Here is a 21,853-nt window from a genome sequence, read left to right on the forward strand (position 1 = left end):
TTTTAAATAAAAGCATTAATAAATCATAATTACCTTATTAAACTGATTTTTATTCTGCTTATAATTTTAGAGCCATTTCATTTACTTACCCTTTGAACCCTATCACTTTATTCTTAATCTTGTAACTTTTTTAATCTCGACAACGCTTCAATATAATAATAATCAGCATAAATTAAAGCAACATCTATTTCCCATCCCAAAGATTTCGCTCCGGTAGAATGTAATAAAAACGAATCCGTTTTTCCAACACCAGAATATTTATCTGACCCTAAAGACTTCAACATTTTTAAAGCTGCATTATAATAACGTTCTTTATCTTCTTTCTTTTCAACAAAAGTGCTTAAGTCTATTAAAGCAGATGCTACTACAGCTGCTGCCGAAGCGTCCTTCTCTTCTTTTGGATTGTTAGCCACATCAAAATCCCAGCAAGGCACCATATCATCAGGTAAAAGCGATAAATACTTATCGGTAAGTTTTTGAGCAAAATCTAAAAACTTTTTATCTTTTGTTTCTTTATAAACCATGGTATAACCATAAACCCCCCAAGCTTGTCCTCTAGACCATCGACTATCATCGGCATAACCTTGTTTAGTGTGTCTATTTAAAACAACTCCCGATATAGAATCGTATTCTAGTACGTGCCATGAAGTGTAATCTGGCCTAAAATGATTTTTCATCGTTGTTTCTGCATGCTTCACAGCAATATCATAAAGTTTTTTATCACCTCCGTTTTTTGCTGCCCAAAACAATAATTCTAAATTAAGCATATTATCAATAATGGTAATATGTTGTTTCCAACGTGGATGCATTTTATTAGACCATGATTTAATAGCACCAACATTAGGATTAAAACGTGTTGCTAATGAATTTGCAGACGTTATTAAAATATCTTTATATTCTTTTTTATCTCCTATTTCGAAACCTTTACCATAAGCAGGAAACATCATAAAACCAATATCGTGATGTTCTGTAATATTTTTATAATCTTCAAAAACCTCGGTACGTTTTATAGCTTCATCTTTCCATTTTTCATTTCCTGTAACATTATAAGCATACCATAAAATACCAGGATAAAAACCAGAAGTCCAAATAAGCTCATCGTTATCAACCTGCTGCCATTCTGTTTGGTAGTTTTCAATAAAACGTGGATGTTTTGTAAGATCTGTTAATTTAGGAACTATAACTTCTAATTGTAACTCACAATCATCAATTTGTTTTGCTAAATCAATACTTATAGTATTATTATTTACAACTTCTGTGATTAACTCTTTTTTGGATTCTTTACAGCTAGAAGCACAAATTAAAAGACTTGTTAAAAAAAGACTTTTAAAAGCCAAGTGAGCACTATGGATTACATTTAAATGGTTTTTCATTCTTAATAATTATAATGTTTATATTTTTTCTATTTACTACTTATGGGTGATTTCTATTGCAAAGTAAGGTGATGTATCAAAAAATTAAGCGGTGTTTCCGTACTTAGAAAAGGGGGATAACTAGTCTTTTTTGGTGATTTTTATAAAACTTACAGTATTTATACTACCTATTTCAAAACATTAATGAACAACCACAACTTAGAGTGTTATTAAGATCACATATAGCTTTTATAAACTAAAAAAAACACGTGAAGCAAAACTTATATGAAACAAAAAAGGGTAGCTATTTAAATGGCTACCCTTTTTATCAATACTGAAGAATTCCTCATTTATAAAATTATTTTACAACAACTTTTCTTGTTGCAACACCTCCATCTTGAAATTCAATTTTTAAGATATATAAGCCCTTTAAAAAGTTGGATACATTAATAGTTTGATTATTAAATTGGCTATAAATTGTTTTACCAGTAACATCAAAAAGAATTACTTTTTTAATATTAATGTTAGTATTGGTTTTACTAATATTTATTACGCCATTTGTAGGATTCGGATATATTGAAATACCTGTATTCAATAGATTGTTTTCAATCGATAAAGAAGAAACATCTGTTGATATCACAGCACCATTAATGCTTGCATTATCTATTGAAAAATTACGCACTACATTCCCATCATCATCTCTTACATATCTTAACTCTAATACATCTCCAGCATCACTGACCATAGCCGTATAATTAATAGTTAAAGCGCCAATATTACCACCTGATAAATTTGAATCTGTTGGAATCGTTAATTGCAAACCATCTGTCACATTATATAAAAATACAGTTACACCACAAAAAGATGCATCTGGATTATAAATGGTAGTTTTAACCTCGTAAGGTGTCCCTTCTAGCATGACATCATTGAAAGTGAAGGCCGCTCCTTGGCCTACCACAGCAGACTGTCCGTCTACATATATTGCACCATCATTTTCACCATCTCCATTATCAGTATCATCTGTAGTATTAGACAATGCTGTATCTCCAATTGAAGACCATGTGCCAGCTGCAGAAACAACTACAACCGTTGGCCCAACCGCTGCTCCATTAAGTTCTAAAATATCAATAGCATAATTACGAGATGCTCCTGCTTGTGTTTTTACATATCGCACTTCTAATACATCTCCATTATCTGCAGCTACAGCCGTATAACTCAAAGTTACAGCATCAATATCTGCTCCTGAAACATGCCCCACGCCTTGCAATCCAGAAGTATTTGTTGCTAATTCGATATCATCTGTTTTATTATATAAAGATACCTGCACCGTACAATATGAGTTATTGAAATTATACAATGTTGTATTTCTATCATTTACATTGTAATCTTCTAAATCACTACACGATGTAACAACCAGCCCCATTATAATTAAACACGTTAATATTTTATTTATATTTTTCATCTTTTATTTATTTTTTAAAATGTTAAATTAAGGTTCAGACCAATACTTCTTGTTGAAGGAAGCCCTAAAACATCTACGCCTTGTAATGCATTACCCGTACTTAAAGAAACGTTAGGATCGTGCGGTGCGTCTTTATAAAAGAAAAACAAATTGCTACCCACTAATGATGCCTTAACCGAAGAAAAAAATGATTCTTCACCTAATTGAAAGTTATAACCCAAAGCAAATTCTGCTAATCTAACATTAGTTGCACTATACATATATTCGCCAGTAAAACCATTTCTACCACCTACTTTGCCATAGTATTCTTGCGCCGTTAATGTAGATGTATTTCCTGCTAAATCTACTACTGCTATGTTAGCATTCTCTGTTTCTCGAGCTGAATTATTACTAAATCCTTCAACTATAGCTTCAGTCATACTCATAGTTTCACCTCCAAATTTTCCATCAATTAAAAGATCTACGGTAATATTTTTATATTTAAATGAATTGTTCCAACCTAAAGTGAAATCTGGATTTGCATTTCCTACTTTTGTTAAACCATCAATCGTGTTATCATCATTAGCGATTACGGCATCGTTATCTACAATAGGCAACCCGTTTTCATCTCTCCTAACAACTTGCGCATAAATATCTCCAAAAGAACCACCTTCAACTAAGTACGAACCGAAAGTATTAGAGCTTTTACTAGATATTGTAAAAAACTCAGGCTCAATTAAACCTTCTAAAACTTGACCATTATAAATTTTTTCTACTGTATTGTTATTAGATGCAAAATTTAAAGTTGATATCCATTCAAAATTATCATTTCGTATAGGAATAGCAAAAGCAGATACCTCTACACCTGTATTGGAAATTTCACCAGAATTTAAATACGCTTGCTCTGCACCGATAATAGAAACAGATGTTGAAAATGCATAATACTGATCTACAGTTTTAGTATTATAATATCCTAAATCGATACCATACCTGTTATTGCTAAATTTCCATTCTGTACCAATTTCGAAAGATTTTTGTCTTTCCGGTTTAGGAGTAGACCCAGGGAATGGCCTGATTGGATCGGTAGAACTAACACCTCCTCCACCAAAAACGATACTACTATTAGGTGATATTCTATCTGCAGAAAAACCACTACCAACCTCAGCATAAGATGTTCTTACTTTTCCAAAGGAGATAAGGTCTCCTAAGTCGAATAATTCACTTAAAACACCCGTAACTCCTACTGAAGGGTAAAAGAATGAATTATTTTCTGCTGGCAATGTAGAAGACCAGTCATTTCTAGCTGTTATATCAACGTATATTTTATCTTCAAAACCAATGGTTGTACTTGCAAATAATGAATTTACTCGTGTTTCTAAAGAATTTTGCTCAAATTTAACTGAAGGATTTCCATTAAAATTTTGAAATGAAAATACATTTGCAAATTGCAAACCTCCGTTTGTTCCTGAATCTCCTACAAAAGCTTCCGAAGTTGTTCGTTTTGTACTCGCTCCTAAAATTGCTGTGAAAGAAATATCTTTATTAATACTTGTATTAATATTTGCCAAAACATCTCCGTATAATTGTGTGTAATCATTTTTCTCAACAATATACCTTCCGTTTAGTGGCGCCAAAGTAGCCTCGGTAGTTGCATATATTTTTCTTTCAAAATCGAAGAATGATTTATCATACGTCCCTCTAGTTTGTAATGTAAGCCAATCTTTAAGCTTAAGACTTACGTTTAACGAAGCAACTAACTTTTTATTAGTATCTTCGGAAACATTACGGTTTAAAATCCAATATGGGTTTTGTTCAATATCACTAGTAAAAAATGTTCCTGGTTCTGTTCCTACTCCACGAAACCATCTTTGAGTCATGATATTTCTATTTGGGTTAAAAACCTCAAAATTAGAATAGTCCGATAATTTTTCTGTATCAGATTCAAAGGCATACGCCCCAACTAAAGGGTTATAATATGTTGCAGAAACAGGTCTATTCACAACACTTTGCGTAGACCCCATAACACTAGCATTTACACTTAATTTACCATCAAAAAGCTTTGCTGTTTCCCTAACATTAAACGTATGTTGCTTTAACTTGTTTGTTGGTAAAGTTCCATTCGCAAACGTATTACTATAAGAAAAATATGTTTGTGCATTTTCTGTACCACCCGATACAGATATCGAGTTAATATTAGTAAAACCTGTAGATAAAAAATCATCAATATTACTTTGAGCTTCATCATTAAAGTCCATAGCATAAGCAGAATCCTCAACAGTTAAATTCGAAGAATACCCCACTTTAAAATTTCCTGAACGTCCTTTTTTAGTAGTAATTAAAATTACTCCATTTAAACCTGCACTACCATATAAAGCAGAAGCAGATGCTCCTTTTAATACTGTTAAAGATTCAATATCATCTGGATTTATTAATGATAAAGCATCACCTCCATCTCTATTTCCTCCATCTTTACTTCCCAAAGAACTTCCCGGCTGGCTAGATGACGGATTAGATAACGGAATACCATCTACAACATATAAAGGTTGGTTGTTACCTATAGAGGAGTTACCTCTTAAAGTTACTTTAACCGATCCCCCAGCACCAGAAGCACTACGTGAAATATTTACACCGGCGACCTTACCTGACAAACTATTTATAGGATTTGTTTGTTTAACCTTATTTAGCTCATCTGCATTAATATCTTGAGCTGCATAAGTTAAAGATTTCCTTGTTTTTTTAATACCAAGTGCTGTAACAACAATTTCTCCTAATTGTTCTGCATCTTCATCTAATTGCATATTGACAATATTAGAATCCCCTACAATTTGCCTTCCTGTAGCCATTCCTAAAAAGGAAAATATTAAAACGTTTCCTTTGTTAGCTACTATAGAATAGTTTCCATCAAAATCTGATAGCGCTCCAATAGATGTGCCTTCAATTATAACATTCACTCCTGGTAACGGAATACCATCTGATTTCGAAATAACTGTTCCTTTTATTTCTTTTTCTTGCCCAAATGAGATTTGTACAGTGAATAATAAAAAAGAAAACAAAAATAGTTTTAATAAGTTTTGTTTCATAATTTGATTGTTTGTTTAATTATTTCCAACAAAGATTATAATTTAGAAGCAAAACTATAAGGGGTTAGGTGTTCATCGAGAGGGGCTTATCTGCTCTTTTCATTGACAACAAAGTTTTTTCAGAATAATTTATAAAATACTTTTAAAAATCATGTTAATGTTCAAAAAGTAATAACCTTGTTAAATACATCGTCTGTATCCCTTTATATAATCCTTGATGAATAATAATCTATTGTAATTAACATTTACTTTTTCAATTTCTTAAACAAAAATACCAATAGAGAAACTATGTACATATTGAATAACACAATTTTTGAATTTCTTAAAAAATTCGATTTTACCAATAGGACAAATCGGATAACTCTTTTGAGTTTAAAATTAAAATCCTAATTTTTAAATAAAAAACGAAAATTCAAAAATTGAATATTATTCAATTTTTAGTACAACCCAATTCATCAAAAATGATCTGCTCTTTATTTAGATTAAAATAAATTAATAAGTAGAGAGCAATTCGTTACATAATAAGTTGACACCCTCTATTAACTCCTACGAAAATTCAAAAAAACAAAACCTTCTATTGTACTTCTATCTCTTAAACTAACAACAAAGCCTATTAATAGAACTCAAAAATCAATAACCATATCAAGTGCCTCATCAGCATCTTTTCTCATAAAATTAGCTTGATAAAGCATAGTTGTAGTAACCGAAGAATGGCGATATAGTTTTTGTAACATTTGAATGGGTATTTTATCTCCCGAAATATTACCAAAACTATGGCGAGCAATATGCATGGACATTTTTTTATCTATACCTGCTTGCTCATCAACAAGCTCTAACCTCCTATTGAAGTTTCTTGTAGCTGTTTTTATTCTCGTTCTTACGCGTTTCTTATCATTTAAATTAATCCCTTCTAACTCCTTAAACAGATAAACAGAATCTTCTTCTCTTTCTAATTTACCGAGAATTTTAGAAACTTTATCAGGGATCTTCAATGACACTAATTTGTTGTTCTTAGCCATACGGTAATGTAAAGGATCGTCATAAAAATCTGCCCACTTTAATTATAATACATCACTTACACGAATTCCTGCAAAATAAAAACTTAGTAACCATGCATATAAAGCGTACTCTTGAGCTTGGGTTAAATCTGTTAAAATTATTAGCTGAATACTGAGATTAGATAAAATTTCTATTTAATCTTAAATTTTAAACCAATTTGTTATAATTTGTTTTTCTAGGGAAATTCCGTCTTTATGAACAAATTCATTTTTAGAGATATTATAAACGTAATCTATATTCCATACATTATAATTAGCAGCAACTGCTTTAATAGCGTCACAAACAAACTCGACTTCAGCATTGGTCATGGTTGGGTGTATAGACATTCTTATCCATCCTGGACGCTCCATCAAACAACCTTCCAAGATTTTTAATTCTATTGATTTAGACGTTGGTTGATCTACATTCAACAAATAGTGACCATAAGTACCCGCACATGAGCAACCACCACGAGTTTGTACTCCAAACTTATCATTTAGCAGCTTGACGATTAAGTTATAATGTGCATCTTTAATGAAAAAAGAAAAGATTCCTAATCGATCGGTCTGATTTGGAGCTAAAAGGTGTAAGTTTTCAATTTTTGAAAGCCTTTCAAACACAATGGTATTTAATTCATGTTCCCGGTCTAAAATATTCTGTACGCCCATTTCTTCTTTAAGTTTAATGGACAACGCAATTTTTATCACCTGTAAAAACCCTGGTGTACCACCATCTTCACGAGTTTCGATATCATCAATATAATCATGATCTCCCCATGGATTTGTGTAAGACACCGTGCCGCCGCCAGGATTATCTGGAACCAAGTTTTTATATAGTTTTTTATTAAAAACCAATACACCTGACGATCCTGGACCTCCTAAAAATTTATGCGGAGAAAACGTGATAGCATCCAAATATTCATCGGTATTTTCAGGATGCATATCAATGTTGACATAAGGTGCAGAACAGGCAAAATCCACAAAGCATAAACCATTGTTTTGATGCATAATTTTTGCCACCTCGTAATAATTAGTTCTAATACCCGTAACATTGGAACAGCCAGTAATAGCTGCTATTTTTATGGGACAATCTTGATGTTCCTTAATGAGTTCTTTCAATTTTATTACACATGGCAAACCGTGATTGTTTGATGGAATCACTTTTACTCTAGCGATGGTTTCCAACCAAGAGGTTTGATTTGAATGATGTTCCATATGAGACACAAAAATAATGGGTCTTTTCTCTTCCGGAACTTCTATATGGTCTTTTAGATTTTCACTCACCTTTATACCTAGAATACGTTGAAACTTGTTGATAGCTCCCGTCATTCCGGTGCCCACAGTAATAAGCACATCATCTTCTGAAGCGTTTACATGTGTTTTTATAATCGCTCTAGCCTCATGATACGCCAAGGTCATAGTAGAACCTGTTATAGATGTTTCGGTATGCGTATTGGCTACATACGGACCAATTTCATTTAGTAGTTTTTCTTCTATCGGTCTGTATAACCTTCCGCTTGCGGTCCAATCTGCATAAATAATTTTTTTCTTTCCATAAGGCGATTCAAACTCTTGATTTATGCCAACAGTTTGACTCCTAAACTCCTTAAAATATGCTTCAAGATTGGAAGTTCTTTTTTTATTTCTGAAATTATCAAGTATATTATTCATGTTTTTCAAACTTTAATTGAAGAATCACTCTAGCACAATAAAGTACCGAAGCAATTCTTCTCACTAAAACAATTAAGCATCTCTAAAAAAGTGTACTTAATTAAAAATTTTCAGTTCCTGTTTTTAACCAAGTGTAATAGGTTTCAACATCTGGCGTGTAAGCTACAGGTGTTATTAAATTTTCTTCGTTATGATCTATTAAAACATAGAACGGTTGTGAATTGGTTTTATATTTTATGGTTTGAAGTTCGCTCCATTTTTGCCCGATATACTTTAACGTCTTCCCTGGTTTAAGTTGAGATTCGACAACCTCACCGGCTTCAAGTTTTCTTTTATCATCGACATATAAAGAAATTAATACGACATCATTTTTTAAAATATTTAAAACCTTCGGATCTGGCCAAACATTTTGTTCCATTTTTCTGCAATTAACACAAGCCCAACCTGTAAAATCTAACATCACTGGTTTACCTATTTTTCTGGCGTAAGCCATACCTGTATCATAATCGTCAAATGCCATAATATCGTGTGGCGCTAATAAATGTGAGCCTTCAGGCAAATCGCCATGAGACGCATTACTTACGCCTAATCCTAATTTAGAAAAGCCAACACCATAAGGCGACTCGCTATAATCTTGCGGTGGCGGAAAGGCACTAATAATGTTTAAAGGTGCTCCCCAAAGTCCAGGAATCATATAAATAGTGAACGTTAAAACGATCAATCCTAAACTTAATCGTCCTACTGAAATGTGACTTAATGGTGAATCATGTGGTAACTGAATTTTTCCGAATAAATAGAATGCTAATGTTCCGAAAATGGCAATCCAAATCGCGATGAATACTTCGCGTTCTAAAATATGAAGTTGTAAAACTAAATCCGCTTGACTTAAGAATTTGAATGCCAAAGCCAGTTCTAAAAATCCTAAAACTACTTTTACGGTATTTAGCCAACCTCCCGATTTTGGCAGTGAATTTAACCACCCTGGAAAAGCTGCAAATAATGCAAATGGCAGCGCTATTGCCAAAGAAAAACCAAACATACCAATTACTGGAGCCAAACCACCTTTCGATGCGGCTTCAACTAATAAGGTTCCTACAATTGGGCCTGTACAAGAAAAAGACACGATAGCTAAGGCTAATGCCATAAAAAAGATACCTACAAGTCCGCCTCTATCTGCCTGTGAATCTACTTTATTGGCCCATGAATTTGGTAACATAATTTCGAAAGCACCTAAAAAGGAAACAGCAAAAACAACTAAAAGAATAAAGAAAATGATGTTAAACCATACATTGGTCGCTAGTGCGTTGAGAGCATCGGCACCAAAAATTCCGGTTACAGCGATACCTAAAAGTAAATAAATAACGATAATACAAATACCATAAATGATGGCATTTTTAATTCCTACAGCTTTGTTCTTGCTTTGTTTGGTAAAGAAACTCACCGTCATTGGAATCATAGGAAACACACAAGGTGTTAATAAAGCCGCAAAACCAGATAAAAAGGCTATAAAAAATATGGCAAAAAGCCCTTTATTTTCTTCCTGATTTTCTTCCACATGAGTACTACTATCAATAACCTCATCTTCTACGGCTTCCAACCTATTACCCGAATCTTTATGTAATTGAAAGGTTAAATCAACTTCTGTTGGAGGTAAACACCGAGAATCATCACATACCATAAATTCGACAAATCCAGAAATGGAAGATTCCCCTGCTTCTACTTCAACTTTTTGTTTAAACGTGGCTTTGTTTTCAAAAAACTTAATTTCCATTCCGAATACGGGATCATCCACAACATGACCTTCTTCCTCTTCGGTATTTCCAATAATTTTAAACCCACCCTCACTATCGTCATAAACGAAAGTTGTTGGTATTGGACCATTTTCTGGCACATTCTGTGAATACAAATGCCACCCTTGATCAACGATAGCGGTAGAAATTAAATGGTATTCGGTGTCTGATATTTTCTCTACTGAGGTTGTCCATTTTACGGGATCTAGGACTTGCGAATACCCCGCTAATGAAAATATTAAAACACTTAACACTAAAATAAATTGCTTCATTATATGATTTTGTTTTATTTGATATTGAATATTAAATCTACTTCGGTCGGAGGCAAACATCTACTATCGTCGCAAACCATAAACTCTACAGTTCCAACTACCTTAAATGGTATATTTCCTTTAATTAAAATACGTTGCTTAAATAAAGCTCTCGTTTCAAAGAACTTAATCTCCATATTAAAAACAGGGTCATTAATGACGTGTCCTACTTCCTCCTTGGTATTTCCTTTTTTTAAATAATAGTCGCTACTTTCAAATAAAAATGTAGTTGAAACCGGCCCGCCTTCTGGCACATTCTGCGAATACAAATGCCAGTTTTCCTCAATCGTTGCTGTTGCTAACAATTCGTATTCTTTATCCGTTATTTTCTTAACTGATGTAGACCAGTTTACTGGTTCTAAAACCTGCCCGTTACTCATTGTAAAAACGAATAACGTTAGTAGTAATATAAGATTTTTCATGTTTTTATTTTTTAAAGGGTTGTTATTTACTAAACAACCCTTTTTTTGAACTCTCTAAATTGTTTTAATATATTTAATGACTAACTCAAATAATCTAAAACTAAACAAAAAGCTGCTTTTTTTATTCAAGAGGTTAAGCAAGAATGATATTTTTACTATTTACCAAATGCCCCTTTTTATATTTTAGTCCAAAACATCATAAAAATTAACAACAACGCTAATTTTTATAAGTTTTCTCTTTTAATCTTTTATGTATTTATTAAGTTGACTTACGGGTATAACTACTTTTGTAACAAGCTGTAAATCTCCTTTTTTACCACCTCCTGTATAGTATGGATGGGTGGCACTCACCACACCAACGACTTCACCCGAATCATTAACAACAGGTCCGCCACTAGACCCTATACCGAATTCTGCTGTTATTGAAATTTTAGGTTCTGAATTCTTGGAACTTATATATTTTCTAGAAATGATACCTTTAGTCATAAAAAAAGTATTTTTAAAAGGATGGCCCATTACATATACGTCTTCTCCAATAAGTTCCGTTTCGGCCAACGGTAGTGCTTTTAATTTCTCGCCATTTGTTTCAATTTTAATAATCGCTAAATCATTAGATTTACTTGCGGACAAAATTTCTGTAACAACATAAACAGTCCCATCTTGAGTTACTGCAAAAATACCCCCATTATCATCGCCCGACTCAGGATTAATAACATGATAATTGGTTACAATTATACCATCTTCGTGAATTACAAAACCTGATGACGAACTTAAATGCACATTTGGACACTTATCACATAAATAAGACGTTCCTATAAATACTGTTCTGTCCTGTAGATAGTAATACATTTGATTACCCGTTTTTTTATCTAGCTTAGTATGAGTTATCTCGACCCCTGAATTGGCTTCAAAGTTTTTAACTTTGTCTTTTTGAAGTTTCTTATAAGTGGTATGCTTATTAGCTAAAACTATTTTTTCTACTTCTTTATTTGCGGCAGCTATAAACGCAAAACCGTTTTCTACTTCATCCCCTGATATAACAACTTGTGTATCTTTTTCCTCAGTAGTTGTTTTACTAGAATTACAACAACAAAGTGTTAATGTTAATGATAATGATATGATATAATTAATTTTCATTTTTTTGTATTAATAAGGTTTTTATATATTTTTTTTTATGGTTAGTATTAATAATAATGAAAAAAATATTTGATTATTATTTCAAACTATGAGATCTTTTCTATTTCAAAATGACATAGAAACATCCCTTCTTAAACAAATTAAAAAGAGGTTATTTTATAATTCTCTTTTCTAAACTTTGATTAAGACTAATTCCAAAATTTAAAACTAACAAAATGACTAATAATGTTTTAACTTAAAAAACATGTTTTAATTGAGGTGAATATTAAATTTTAAGTCCTTCAAATAATGAGATTAATTCCGGGTTCGATGGTCTTGGAGCATTCGTATTTACAATATTTCCTGAAGGATCTAATAAAATAAATTTAGGAATGCCGTTAATAACATAATCTTTAATAAACTGAGATTGAAATTCATTGTCTGCAAACAATTGAGTACCTCCAAGTTCTTTTTCTTTAATCATCGTTTTCCATTTTTCATAGCTTTTTTCTCTATCTACAGAAATACTTATAAATTCTATGTTTTTACCATGATATTGTTTTTCAACTTTTTTAAGCGAAGGTATCTCCCCTATACAAGGACCGCACCAAGTTGCCCAAACATCGATATAAACGTATTTTCCTTTTAAATCATCTAAAGACGTTGTTCCTCCAGCATAATTTATATAGTTTTCAAATTTAGGCGACGGATTTCCTGTTTGAACTTTCTTTAATTTTTCATAAGATTCAGTTACGCCCGTTTTTTGTTTTTCGTTCGTAGAACTAGACATAAAAAGATTGTAATACTCCTCAAGATGCTCTGTTCTAGAAATGCTAGCTATAGTTGTACTTAACAAATCATTCTTAATACTTTGGTTTTCAATAGAGGAAAAAGCCTTTAAATCGGCAATATCTTTAGAAATATTTTCAGATTCTTTAATTTCAGCAGCCTTATTCCTGTAATGCATACCTACTAGAGATTTATAGGCTCTAGAATTCTTATAATCTTCTTCATTATTATAATCAATATCGTCCAAATCACTTAAGAAATCTGAAGACACTTTAAAATCTTTTTTCTTTGTATAACGTGCGTGAGAATATTCAAAGTTAGCTATTTTATTAAGGTAAGTGTATTTTATATCTTTTTGCTGTGCTATTCTAAAACTTTCGGGAATACCCTTTGTGTCTCTTAATAGTTCGTTAAGAGAAGTAATTATAGTATTCATTTTATCTTTAAATACATCTTGCTCCAAAGTATAGACGTTCTCAGTACCCTCTAACTCTTTTGCTTTTTTAGCTCTAGCTCTTAAGAAGTTATTTTCTCCTGCACCATTTCCGCTAACGGCAACAGTACTATCTAATGCTTTTGAATCTGCATTCATAGTTAAATCATACCCATTTTCTAAATGAATATTGGTTCGCATTTTATTATAAATTAATTGATACATTCCTTCTTTACCTCGAATGGTATCTTTAAAAGATCCATCGCTAGCAACTAGTATTGTATCTTTAAATGTGCGATCATTAAAACTTAATACAATTATTTTGTCATCATTATTGTTTAGTAATTTACCTGAAAACAGAGCATAATCTACAGGTGCTTTTGCCTTACAAGAAAGCGCGAATATTGCAATTCCTGTTATAAATAGTAATTTTCTCATACAATTAGTTGTTGTTTTTAATGGTATAATTAAATACCTAATTCATTAAATAAGGTTATTAATTCTTCTTTTGAAGGTCGTGGTGCATTCCACGATACAATATTCCCTTTTGGGTCTAGCAAAATGAAACGTGGTATACTGTTAATTTTATAAGCTTGAATAAAATCGGTACTCCAATCTTTATCTGCAAGTAATTGAACGCCGTCTAATGCTTTATCTGCAATCATTTTACTCCATGCTTCACGCTTATCTTGTATATCTATAGAAATACTCACAAACTCAATATTTTTACCGTGATATTGCTTTTCAATTTTTTTAAGCGCAGGAACCTCGGCTAAACAAGGTCCACACCAAGTTGCCCAAATATCTATATATACATGCTTGCCCTTAAAATCACTTAAGGAACTTGTTCCTCCAGCGTTGTTTACATAATCATTAAAAACAGGAGAAGGTGCTCCTTTAGATAATTTCTTTAAGTCATCGTACTTTTTAGTAAAAACCTTATTATTCTCTGTTGAAGTAGAAACAGCCATGAAAGAGCTATAATACATTTCCATATCGTCGGTATAAGCTATATCGTATTTTGAGGCCGCCTTTAATAAATCATTCTTTATATAATCGTTAGGGATTGCTCCAAACACCCTAAGCTTAGCTAAATATTTATCAATCCCTTCTTTATCTACTAACTCAACTGCTTTCAGTTCAAAATATTCTTCCACCAATTCATCATACCACCCTCTATGTTTATAGGTTTCTTCGCTAGCAAAATCCACTCCTTCTAGTGGTTTAAGAAATTCCTTTGAAACTCTAAAATCAGGCTGTTTTAGGTTTCGTCCGTGTCTTCCTTGATACCGGACTAAAGATAATAGATAGTAATTATTCAATTGCTCACGCTCAAATTGAGCAAACTCGCTAGGCAAATCGGGAAAGCTATCTAAATATTTTATAAGATTTTCTTTAATCATGCTGGCTTTAGCACTAAAATCAGATTCGTTTAGATTATTAAATTCTTTAAAATCTCCTCTAAGGCGATCTCTTCGACTATCTTCTGTCAACAAATATTTAGAAGCATTAGAATCTGGCCCAGTTAATACCGAGGTGGCTCTCATATTTTTACCGTCTGTGGTGAGGTTATACTCCCCTCCATTAGCTAAGTAAATATCAATTCTGTTCATGCCTTTACCACTAAACCTGTAGGTGCCTGTTCCTGAAAATATGGTGTCGCAAGTAAAAGAACCATCCTCTGCTGTTTTAATAGTAAATCTACCTTTAGCATCTTTATGAGATAGACTAAATTCTTTAGATGGAGCGTCCAAAATGGTTCCAGATAACAAAATATAATCTTTTTTAGGATTCTCATTACAACCGAATATACAAACGGCTGTACATAATAAAATAATAATTTTTTTCATTTTTTTTTCATTTTAGAGCGCATAATAAAACTACCCCTGTAAGTGAAGCAAACAAAACATAGGAAAGCGAATTGCTTTTTTTATATGTATAATAAGTAGTTCTTTAGAGGATAGCAGCAGAAAGTGGCAAAACTTTTAATTTTGCCCTTATCTACTATTTTTAAATTGATTATTAACCCCTGTTATTTAATTTTTAGACCATAAATATCTGATCACCCTATAATAAATAAGATTGTTAAAAAACAGTTGCCAAAAAAAATATCTAAACCCATAACTAAGGGTTTAAACTTATTGAAGTCTAATACCATCTAAACAAAATGTAGACGGATATACCATAGTACCATCATTGTGAACATAGTCTGATGTCATTGTAAATAATACTTTATCTACATCTCCCAAAGAGGATAAGTCCACTTTTTGCCAATCATTTAAAATATAATCATGTTCTGGGTTTATATTATCCACCTCTTCATTTACACATAAGTACCAATCAACAGTTCCAGTAGAATTTCCATTCAAAAATCCTTCAATGGTTAATTTTACATAACCTTTATATATACCACTATCATAAGCTTCATCATAAACTTCATCATAAATATCACTATAAGCTTCATTATAAGCATCATCATAAGTGGCATTGTAAGCATCATCATAAGCTTTTTGTATCTCTTCTGGAGTAAGAGCTGGAGTATTAGCACTAGCGTCTACTTTTGCAGCTTCTCCTGCAGCAATAGCATCTGCTTCACTAACAGCTAATCTTGCTGCTTCTCCTGCTGCTACCGCTTCCGTTATCACAACTAATCCTGCTGCTTCTGCTACTTTATCTCTTTCTAAATTTTGAAAACCATTTAACCTAACAGCATCAAAACCACCAGGTGCTGGTAACCTAAACCTACCTTCTAAATCTGAATCCGGATTTTTAATATTAGGATTAGATCTCTTTCCACCATCTATTAAATAAGATTCAGTTACACCATCATAATCATCAGAGTAAATAGAGCCATATTGAGCTAAAAGATAATTATAAGACGTATTTGCAATAAGTACATGTGCTATAGTATTTGGAGAAGATAACGTAAAAAAGGCATTATCTCCTTCAGTATTTCCAACCAAATAATTCTGAGTCTTATTTGGCTCAGTAGTATAAACACTAAAAGCTGTAGTATTTATAGACGCTTGTTCTTCGGCTGCGGTAAGCCCTCCTATTGGAGCAAAATCCGGACTTAAATCCCAAGGGTATGAACGAAAATTTTTATTAGATAATGCAAACCCACTAAAATTATTTCCTGTTCCTGTAACATTTACCGTAATAATACCTGAAGCATTGTCACCAGCTGTAAACGGTGCCGTTGGAATTTGATAAGTAAATCTATCCAAACTTAATTCATTGAAAGTAATATCATTTGGATAAGCTATTTGAAGTTCTAAACTTTCTTCACATGAATTAAGCAAAATTAAACCAAAAATTGCTGCAGAAATCACTATATGTTTTTGTATTTTCTTTATCATCATAAAATATATTATTAGTCTAATTGATAGTTTTGGTGAATTAAATTATTCAGTTCCATTTCAATTGAAGGGATATTGTAACACAAACGAAATATTTCTAACACCCCTTCGCCTCTTAAATTCTCAATCCAACGAGCACCTGCAGAATCTTTAAATCGAGTTGATGCAAAGTATTCACTTCCATTTTCTAAAAACGTTTCGAAAAAATATTCTTTAAAAATGGCATCCATTAATTCTTGTTCAGTTGTAGGATTTAAACTAGGGATTATTGGATTCGTTCTTACAGCTCTCATCGTGTTTATAGGTGCAATTGCTTCAGCTATTGAAGCTCCAGTTCTTGCCAATAATTCTGATTTTAAAATATATAATTCTGGATACCTAAAGAAATATGTGTTGTATTTATGAGGTGTAGATTCTGTATTTGTATCTTCTCCCCAATCTCCTAATCTTGTAACTTTAGTAAAAGTAAAAACCTCTCTATTAGACCTAGGCCAGCAATAGCCAGTTACAACATCCCAACGAGGATCTGCTGAAAACCACTCATATCCACGTTTTAAATCTCCATCACGATCATCTGTTAGCTCAACTCTATTTGAATAATTGTATGGTATGGAGAACCTGTACCAACTACTAGTGTAGTAGTCTCTACGTAATGCTTCTATATAACCTGAAAATAAATTTTCTTGAGAGTCCCAAGAATCTTCATATACTTCTGCCAAGTCTTCCTGCATAGAAAAACGTGATATATTTGCATTTAACACTTCATTTATCAAACTAAGTGCTTCGTCAAGCCCAGTAGTTTCTGTATTAAAACCAGCTCTAAACAATAGCAACTTCGCTTTTAAAACCTTGGCTAATTCTTTAGACATATATTTACTATCTGAAAAGCCTGGAGCGTTAGCAATAGCAAAATCAAGATCTTCAAAAATTTTCTCGTAGCTATCACCTACATTTAGCCTAACTTGATGAACATTTTCTAGAGTAACTGTTTCTTCACGGTACATTACACCATCTGGATCATTATCATCACTAGCCCACCAATGTGAAAACTGCTGTAAAACAAAGATATGCCCCCAGGCTCTTAACAATCTAGACTCTCCAAGTAAAGCATTTTTTTCTTCTTGATCTATTTGCGTTTCATCTAGATTTGAAATACCATTTATCGCAAAATTTGCAGCATTTATTGTTTCATAATATTTCTGCCATTTAGATTGTTGAGTACTATTACTCCCAGATTGAGACCATTCCATAGCATATTCTGAACCTGACCAATCTACAAAACCTGCTCTAGACGCCATCGCTGTCATCATTCCTCCATCATATTCTGATCCATCAAGAGTACTATAAACTCCATCAACAGCAGCTCTAGCATTTACACTATTCGTAATTCCGTTCTGGCTATTTAATTTAAAACTTGGTTCTACATCTACAACGTCAGAACAAGAAACTATTAAAAAAGTTAGCAGAATTAATGGTATATATATTATTTTTTTCATCATTAACATAATTTATTAAAGTTTAACTTTTATTCCAAGACTATATACTTGTGCAGAAGGATAAGTCCCGTAATCAATACCTCCTTGAGAAAGAACTAAAGAATTTGCATCACCTTGAAATCCACCACTAGGATTAAATCCTGGATATTTAGTAATTGTGAATAAGTTAGTAGCTTGAAATGTAAAATCTATTCCATTAACTACTGAATTATTGAATATATCATTTGGTAATTTATACGATATATTCAACGCATTTAAACGTATATATGATGCATTATATAAGTATAAATCAGAAATCTCACCGTTATTAGAAAGCCCGTATTGCCCCATTCTAGGAAAGCTTGCCTCATATGGACTTAAAAGAGTTGCACTTTGTCCTGCTATTAAATTACTTTGGTTATTCCATCCAACACCATCTACATCTTGTCTTGGTAAATCCCATAATCTTTTGTGCCCATAAGCATATGAAAAAACAGAATTAACCCTAAACCTCTTGTATGAATATGTCAAACCAAAACCTCCATATCCTTTAGGAGTAGAAGTTCCTAAATCTACAATATCATCATCATCAATCTTTCCATCTCCAGAGTGATCAATAAAAATAACATCACCTGCTGTTTCAGTACTACTTCCGTAGTGTGTTTGCTGTCCTGAATCAAGTGTATTTCCAGTCATGGCATAAGCTTCTTCTGCAGTTACATAAAATCGTCCGGCAGTTTGCAATCCTTGCCAAACCCCAATAACATCACCCTTTTGAATATTTTGAGCATCACCTGCGACACCAATACTTTCGTTTGTACCATTAATAGCTAATATCTCTCCTTTATTTTTTGACCAATTAAAATTAAAGGTCAACCTATGATTTTCATTACGAAGAATATCATAGTTAAAATCAAATTCAATACCTGTATTTAATGTTGAAGCAACATTTGCTTGCACCTGTGAATCACCAGAACTATAAGCTACACGTTCTCTAAAAATTAGATCTTTACTTTCTCTTTCGTACATCCCAATAGAACCAAATAAGCGATCATCTAATAAACCAAAATCTAAACCTAAATCGAACATTACACTCTCTTCCCATTTTAAATTTTCATTTCCAAGACCGTCTGGTAAGATTGCAGGAGATTCATTATAAGTTGTAGCATCTACTAAGGTTAACCAATCAAAATTACCATTGGCAGGAGTACCTGCTAAACCATACGATGCTCTAACCTTTAAAAAAGAAACATATTTTTTAATCTTTTCAGATTTCATAAAATCTTCACCTGTTATTAACCAAGCCGCTGATCCAGAAGGAAAAGTTCCAAAACGATTTCCTGGCCCAAAACGCGATGAACCATCTTTTCTAATAGTTCCTGAAAGAATGTAACGATCGTCATATTTATATTGCACACGCGCAAACTGTGACACTAATCCACTTTCTGTGCTATCTTCATCTATATCAGCAATACTTGCGTGAGATCCAAAATTATTAAGAATATCATCATCTGGAAAATTTTCAGCAGACATTGAAAAACTTCGTCTTATACGAGTCTCTGCACTATAACCTAATAAGGCTTGTACATCATGTTTATCGTTAAAAACCTTTGAGTATGACAAGGTATTATCCCAAACATTTGCAGAACTTTTTGAGTTATACCAATTTCTTTCTGCAACAGTTTTATAATAACTACCTAACCTATAATATCTCAAAGTTTCTGAGTCTGAATAAGTATTTGAAAACGTAGTCTTTAACCTTAGACCTTCTATTATTTGATATTCTAAAGAACTAGTTACATTAAAAGTAAGTGATTTAGAATTATTAGTATTACTAAGAGTTGTATAAGGGTTCTCAGTCCATTTATCTTCTGTATAAAGACTACCATCCTCATTAAAAGCCTGTATATCTGGACGAATTAGTCTAAAAGCATTAATCAACCCATCCTTATTATCTGCATTTCGTGTACCTCCACTTGCTCTCAAATCAAATTTCAAATTATCTGTAATTTTTGTGTCAAAGTTAAATCTACCGCTATAATTCTCGGTTTTCCCACCTTTAATTACCCCTATTCGATCTATATATTTAAAAGATGCAAAATAAGTACTTCTTTCAGATCCTCCTCGAAGAGAGAAATTATGATCTACACTAATAGGTGATTGTGATAATAATTCTAACCATTTATTATCAGCATCAAAATATGCATCTGGATTCATCTTTAAATCAGATTTATCCCATTCACTTGTATTTAAAGCTTCAAATGCATCTTCATCTAACCAGTCTCCAGTACTTGATCCAAAACTCCCATCAGACCAAACATCTTCTTTAAAAGCTGCCTGTGAAAAGTTAATATAACCTTCTCTGTCGTAAAACTCATACCCATTAAAATCAAGTTTACTAACTGCTACACGAGAAGAAATTTCAAACCTAGGTTGTGTATTAAGCTTACCTTTTTTAGTAGTTACAAGCACTACACCAGCCGCCGCTCTAGAACCGTAAATAGCAGTTGCAGATGCATCTTTTAAAATATCAATGCTCTGAACATCATCTATATTCAAATTAAAAAGTGTATCAGCAATATCACTTGAAGTTATTCCAACTGCTTGTGGCACTCCATCAATAACCCATAAAGGTTGATTATTCCCAAGTATTGAAGCAGCCCCTCTAATAACTATATTTACTTGAGAAGTTGGTGATGCTGAATTTATCTGTACATTAACACCTGCTGCTCTACCTTCTAATAGACTAGATATACTAGCCCCCATTGGTGCGGTTTCAATGTCTTTTGCTGTTACTCTAGAAATTACTCCTGTTGCATCTTTTACAGTGGAAGTGCCATATCCAATAACTACAACTTCATCTAGGCCAGAAAAATCAGCCACCATAGTTACGTCAACAACAGTTTTACCACCTATAACAACTTCTTGGCTTTTAAAGCCTACATAACTAAAAGTTAAAATAATATTTTTATCAATATTTTTTAATTTGATGCTATATTTACCATCAAAATCGGTAAAAACTCCTTTGTTCTTACCTTTCAGGATAACATTTACTCCTGGTAAAGGAATCCCTTTATCATCTAAGACAATTCCTGTAATGCTATATTGCTGCGCACTAGCTAAATGTTTATTAGCAGTTACTTCGAGTGATTTAGCTTTAATTAAAATATCTTTTTCTTTTGAAAACTGATATTCAAATTGACCTTGTGACAATGCTTTCTGTAGAAGATCTTCAGCTTTTACAACGCTTTTTTTTAATGAAACTTTAGGATAATTCTCAAACAAATCGGCTCTATAAATAAATCTGTAATCTGTCTGATTCTTAATCATTTTGAAGACTTCGTCTACCGAAATTACTTGATTCGCTTTAATTTCAATTTTAGCGTTCTGAGAGAATCCATTTTTAGGAGATAAACTAAAGACGGACATCGATAAAAGAAAAATAAATGTTTTCATGATGAGCGTTAAAAACCTTCTCTTCTTGAAGAGAAGCAGATTAGTAATTTTTTTTTTCATAAATTTACATGTTGGTTAGTTAAATCATTTAATTAATCACTGTTTAATGGGATATCACTGG

Annotated in this window: 13 protein-coding genes; all 13 read right to left on the reverse strand. The window is 32.5% G+C overall.

What is annotated here, in order from left to right; genetic code table 11:
- Positions 1–113: 113 nt before the first annotated feature.
- The gene (locus V6246_RS04825) at positions 114–1,373 is read right to left on the reverse strand and encodes a glucuronyl hydrolase (protein ID WP_341559271.1); all 1,260 of its coding nucleotides are present in this window, start codon (positions 1,371–1,373) and stop codon (positions 114–116) included.
- A gap of 337 nt (positions 1,374–1,710) precedes the next feature.
- A complete protein-coding gene (locus V6246_RS04830) occupies positions 1,711–2,814 on the reverse strand; it encodes a T9SS type A sorting domain-containing protein (protein WP_341559273.1) in 1,104 nt (367 codons plus the stop codon).
- A gap of 14 nt (positions 2,815–2,828) precedes the next feature.
- Complete coding sequence (locus tag V6246_RS04835) at positions 2,829–5,873, reverse strand: TonB-dependent receptor domain-containing protein (RefSeq protein WP_341559274.1); 3,045 nt, start codon at positions 5,871–5,873, stop codon at positions 2,829–2,831.
- A 623-nt stretch (positions 5,874–6,496) separates the two neighbouring features.
- Complete coding sequence (locus tag V6246_RS04840; RefSeq protein ID WP_341559275.1) at positions 6,497–6,892, reverse strand: tyrosine-type recombinase/integrase; 396 nt, start codon at positions 6,890–6,892, stop codon at positions 6,497–6,499.
- 180 nt (positions 6,893–7,072) lie between these two features.
- On the reverse strand, positions 7,073–8,581 hold the full coding sequence (locus V6246_RS04845) for an aminotransferase class V-fold PLP-dependent enzyme (RefSeq protein WP_341559277.1): 1,509 nt from the start codon (positions 8,579–8,581) through the stop codon (positions 7,073–7,075).
- Positions 8,582–8,681: 100 nt separating this feature from the next.
- Positions 8,682–10,643, reverse strand: coding sequence for a protein-disulfide reductase DsbD family protein (locus V6246_RS04850; protein WP_341559279.1), 1,962 nt, complete (start codon positions 10,641–10,643; stop codon positions 8,682–8,684).
- 14 nt (positions 10,644–10,657) lie between these two features.
- Entirely contained in the window at positions 10,658–11,104 is a 447-nt protein-coding gene (locus V6246_RS04855; protein WP_341559280.1) for a protein-disulfide reductase DsbD domain-containing protein, read from the reverse strand.
- A gap of 240 nt (positions 11,105–11,344) precedes the next feature.
- Complete coding sequence (locus V6246_RS04860; RefSeq protein ID WP_341559282.1) at positions 11,345–12,241, reverse strand: S1 family peptidase; 897 nt, start codon at positions 12,239–12,241, stop codon at positions 11,345–11,347.
- 265 nt (positions 12,242–12,506) lie between these two features.
- Entirely contained in the window at positions 12,507–13,880 is a 1,374-nt protein-coding gene (locus tag V6246_RS04865; RefSeq protein ID WP_341559283.1) for a TlpA family protein disulfide reductase, read from the reverse strand.
- A gap of 29 nt (positions 13,881–13,909) precedes the next feature.
- Entirely contained in the window at positions 13,910–15,292 is a 1,383-nt protein-coding gene (locus V6246_RS04870) for a TlpA family protein disulfide reductase (RefSeq protein ID WP_341559284.1), read from the reverse strand.
- A 288-nt stretch (positions 15,293–15,580) separates the two neighbouring features.
- On the reverse strand, positions 15,581–16,804 hold the full coding sequence (locus tag V6246_RS04875) for a DUF4465 domain-containing protein (protein WP_341559286.1): 1,224 nt from the start codon (positions 16,802–16,804) through the stop codon (positions 15,581–15,583).
- Positions 16,805–16,815: 11 nt separating this feature from the next.
- Entirely contained in the window at positions 16,816–18,297 is a 1,482-nt protein-coding gene (locus V6246_RS04880; RefSeq protein ID WP_341559288.1) for a RagB/SusD family nutrient uptake outer membrane protein, read from the reverse strand.
- 15 nt (positions 18,298–18,312) lie between these two features.
- On the reverse strand, positions 18,313–21,732 hold the full coding sequence (locus V6246_RS04885; protein ID WP_341559290.1) for a SusC/RagA family TonB-linked outer membrane protein: 3,420 nt from the start codon (positions 21,730–21,732) through the stop codon (positions 18,313–18,315).
- Positions 21,733–21,853 lie beyond the last annotated feature (121 nt).

This window comes from Algibacter sp. TI.3.09 (assembly GCF_038154905.1).
Taxonomy (GTDB): Bacteria; Bacteroidota; Bacteroidia; order Flavobacteriales; family Flavobacteriaceae; genus Algibacter.

Coding starts and splice junctions, on each gene's coding strand:
- V6246_RS04825 (WP_341559271.1), bottom strand. CDS start 1,373: ATGAAAAACCATTTAAATGTAATCCATAGTGCTCACTTGGCTTTTAAA.
- V6246_RS04830 (WP_341559273.1), bottom strand. CDS start 2,814: ATGAAAAATATAAATAAAATATTAACGTGTTTAATTATAATGGGGCTG.
- V6246_RS04835 (WP_341559274.1), bottom strand. CDS start 5,873: ATGAAACAAAACTTATTAAAACTATTTTTGTTTTCTTTTTTATTATTC.
- V6246_RS04840 (WP_341559275.1), bottom strand. CDS start 6,892: ATGGCTAAGAACAACAAATTAGTGTCATTGAAGATCCCTGATAAAGTT.
- V6246_RS04845 (WP_341559277.1), bottom strand. CDS start 8,581: ATGAATAATATACTTGATAATTTCAGAAATAAAAAAAGAACTTCCAAT.
- V6246_RS04850 (WP_341559279.1), bottom strand. CDS start 10,643: ATGAAGCAATTTATTTTAGTGTTAAGTGTTTTAATATTTTCATTAGCG.
- V6246_RS04855 (WP_341559280.1), bottom strand. CDS start 11,104: ATGAAAAATCTTATATTACTACTAACGTTATTCGTTTTTACAATGAGT.
- V6246_RS04860 (WP_341559282.1), bottom strand. CDS start 12,241: ATGAAAATTAATTATATCATATCATTATCATTAACATTAACACTTTGT.
- V6246_RS04865 (WP_341559283.1), bottom strand. CDS start 13,880: ATGAGAAAATTACTATTTATAACAGGAATTGCAATATTCGCGCTTTCT.
- V6246_RS04870 (WP_341559284.1), bottom strand. CDS start 15,292: ATGAAAAAAATTATTATTTTATTATGTACAGCCGTTTGTATATTCGGT.
- V6246_RS04875 (WP_341559286.1), bottom strand. CDS start 16,804: ATGATGATAAAGAAAATACAAAAACATATAGTGATTTCTGCAGCAATT.
- V6246_RS04880 (WP_341559288.1), bottom strand. CDS start 18,297: ATGAAAAAAATAATATATATACCATTAATTCTGCTAACTTTTTTAATA.
- V6246_RS04885 (WP_341559290.1), bottom strand. CDS start 21,732: ATGAAAACATTTATTTTTCTTTTATCGATGTCCGTCTTTAGTTTATCT.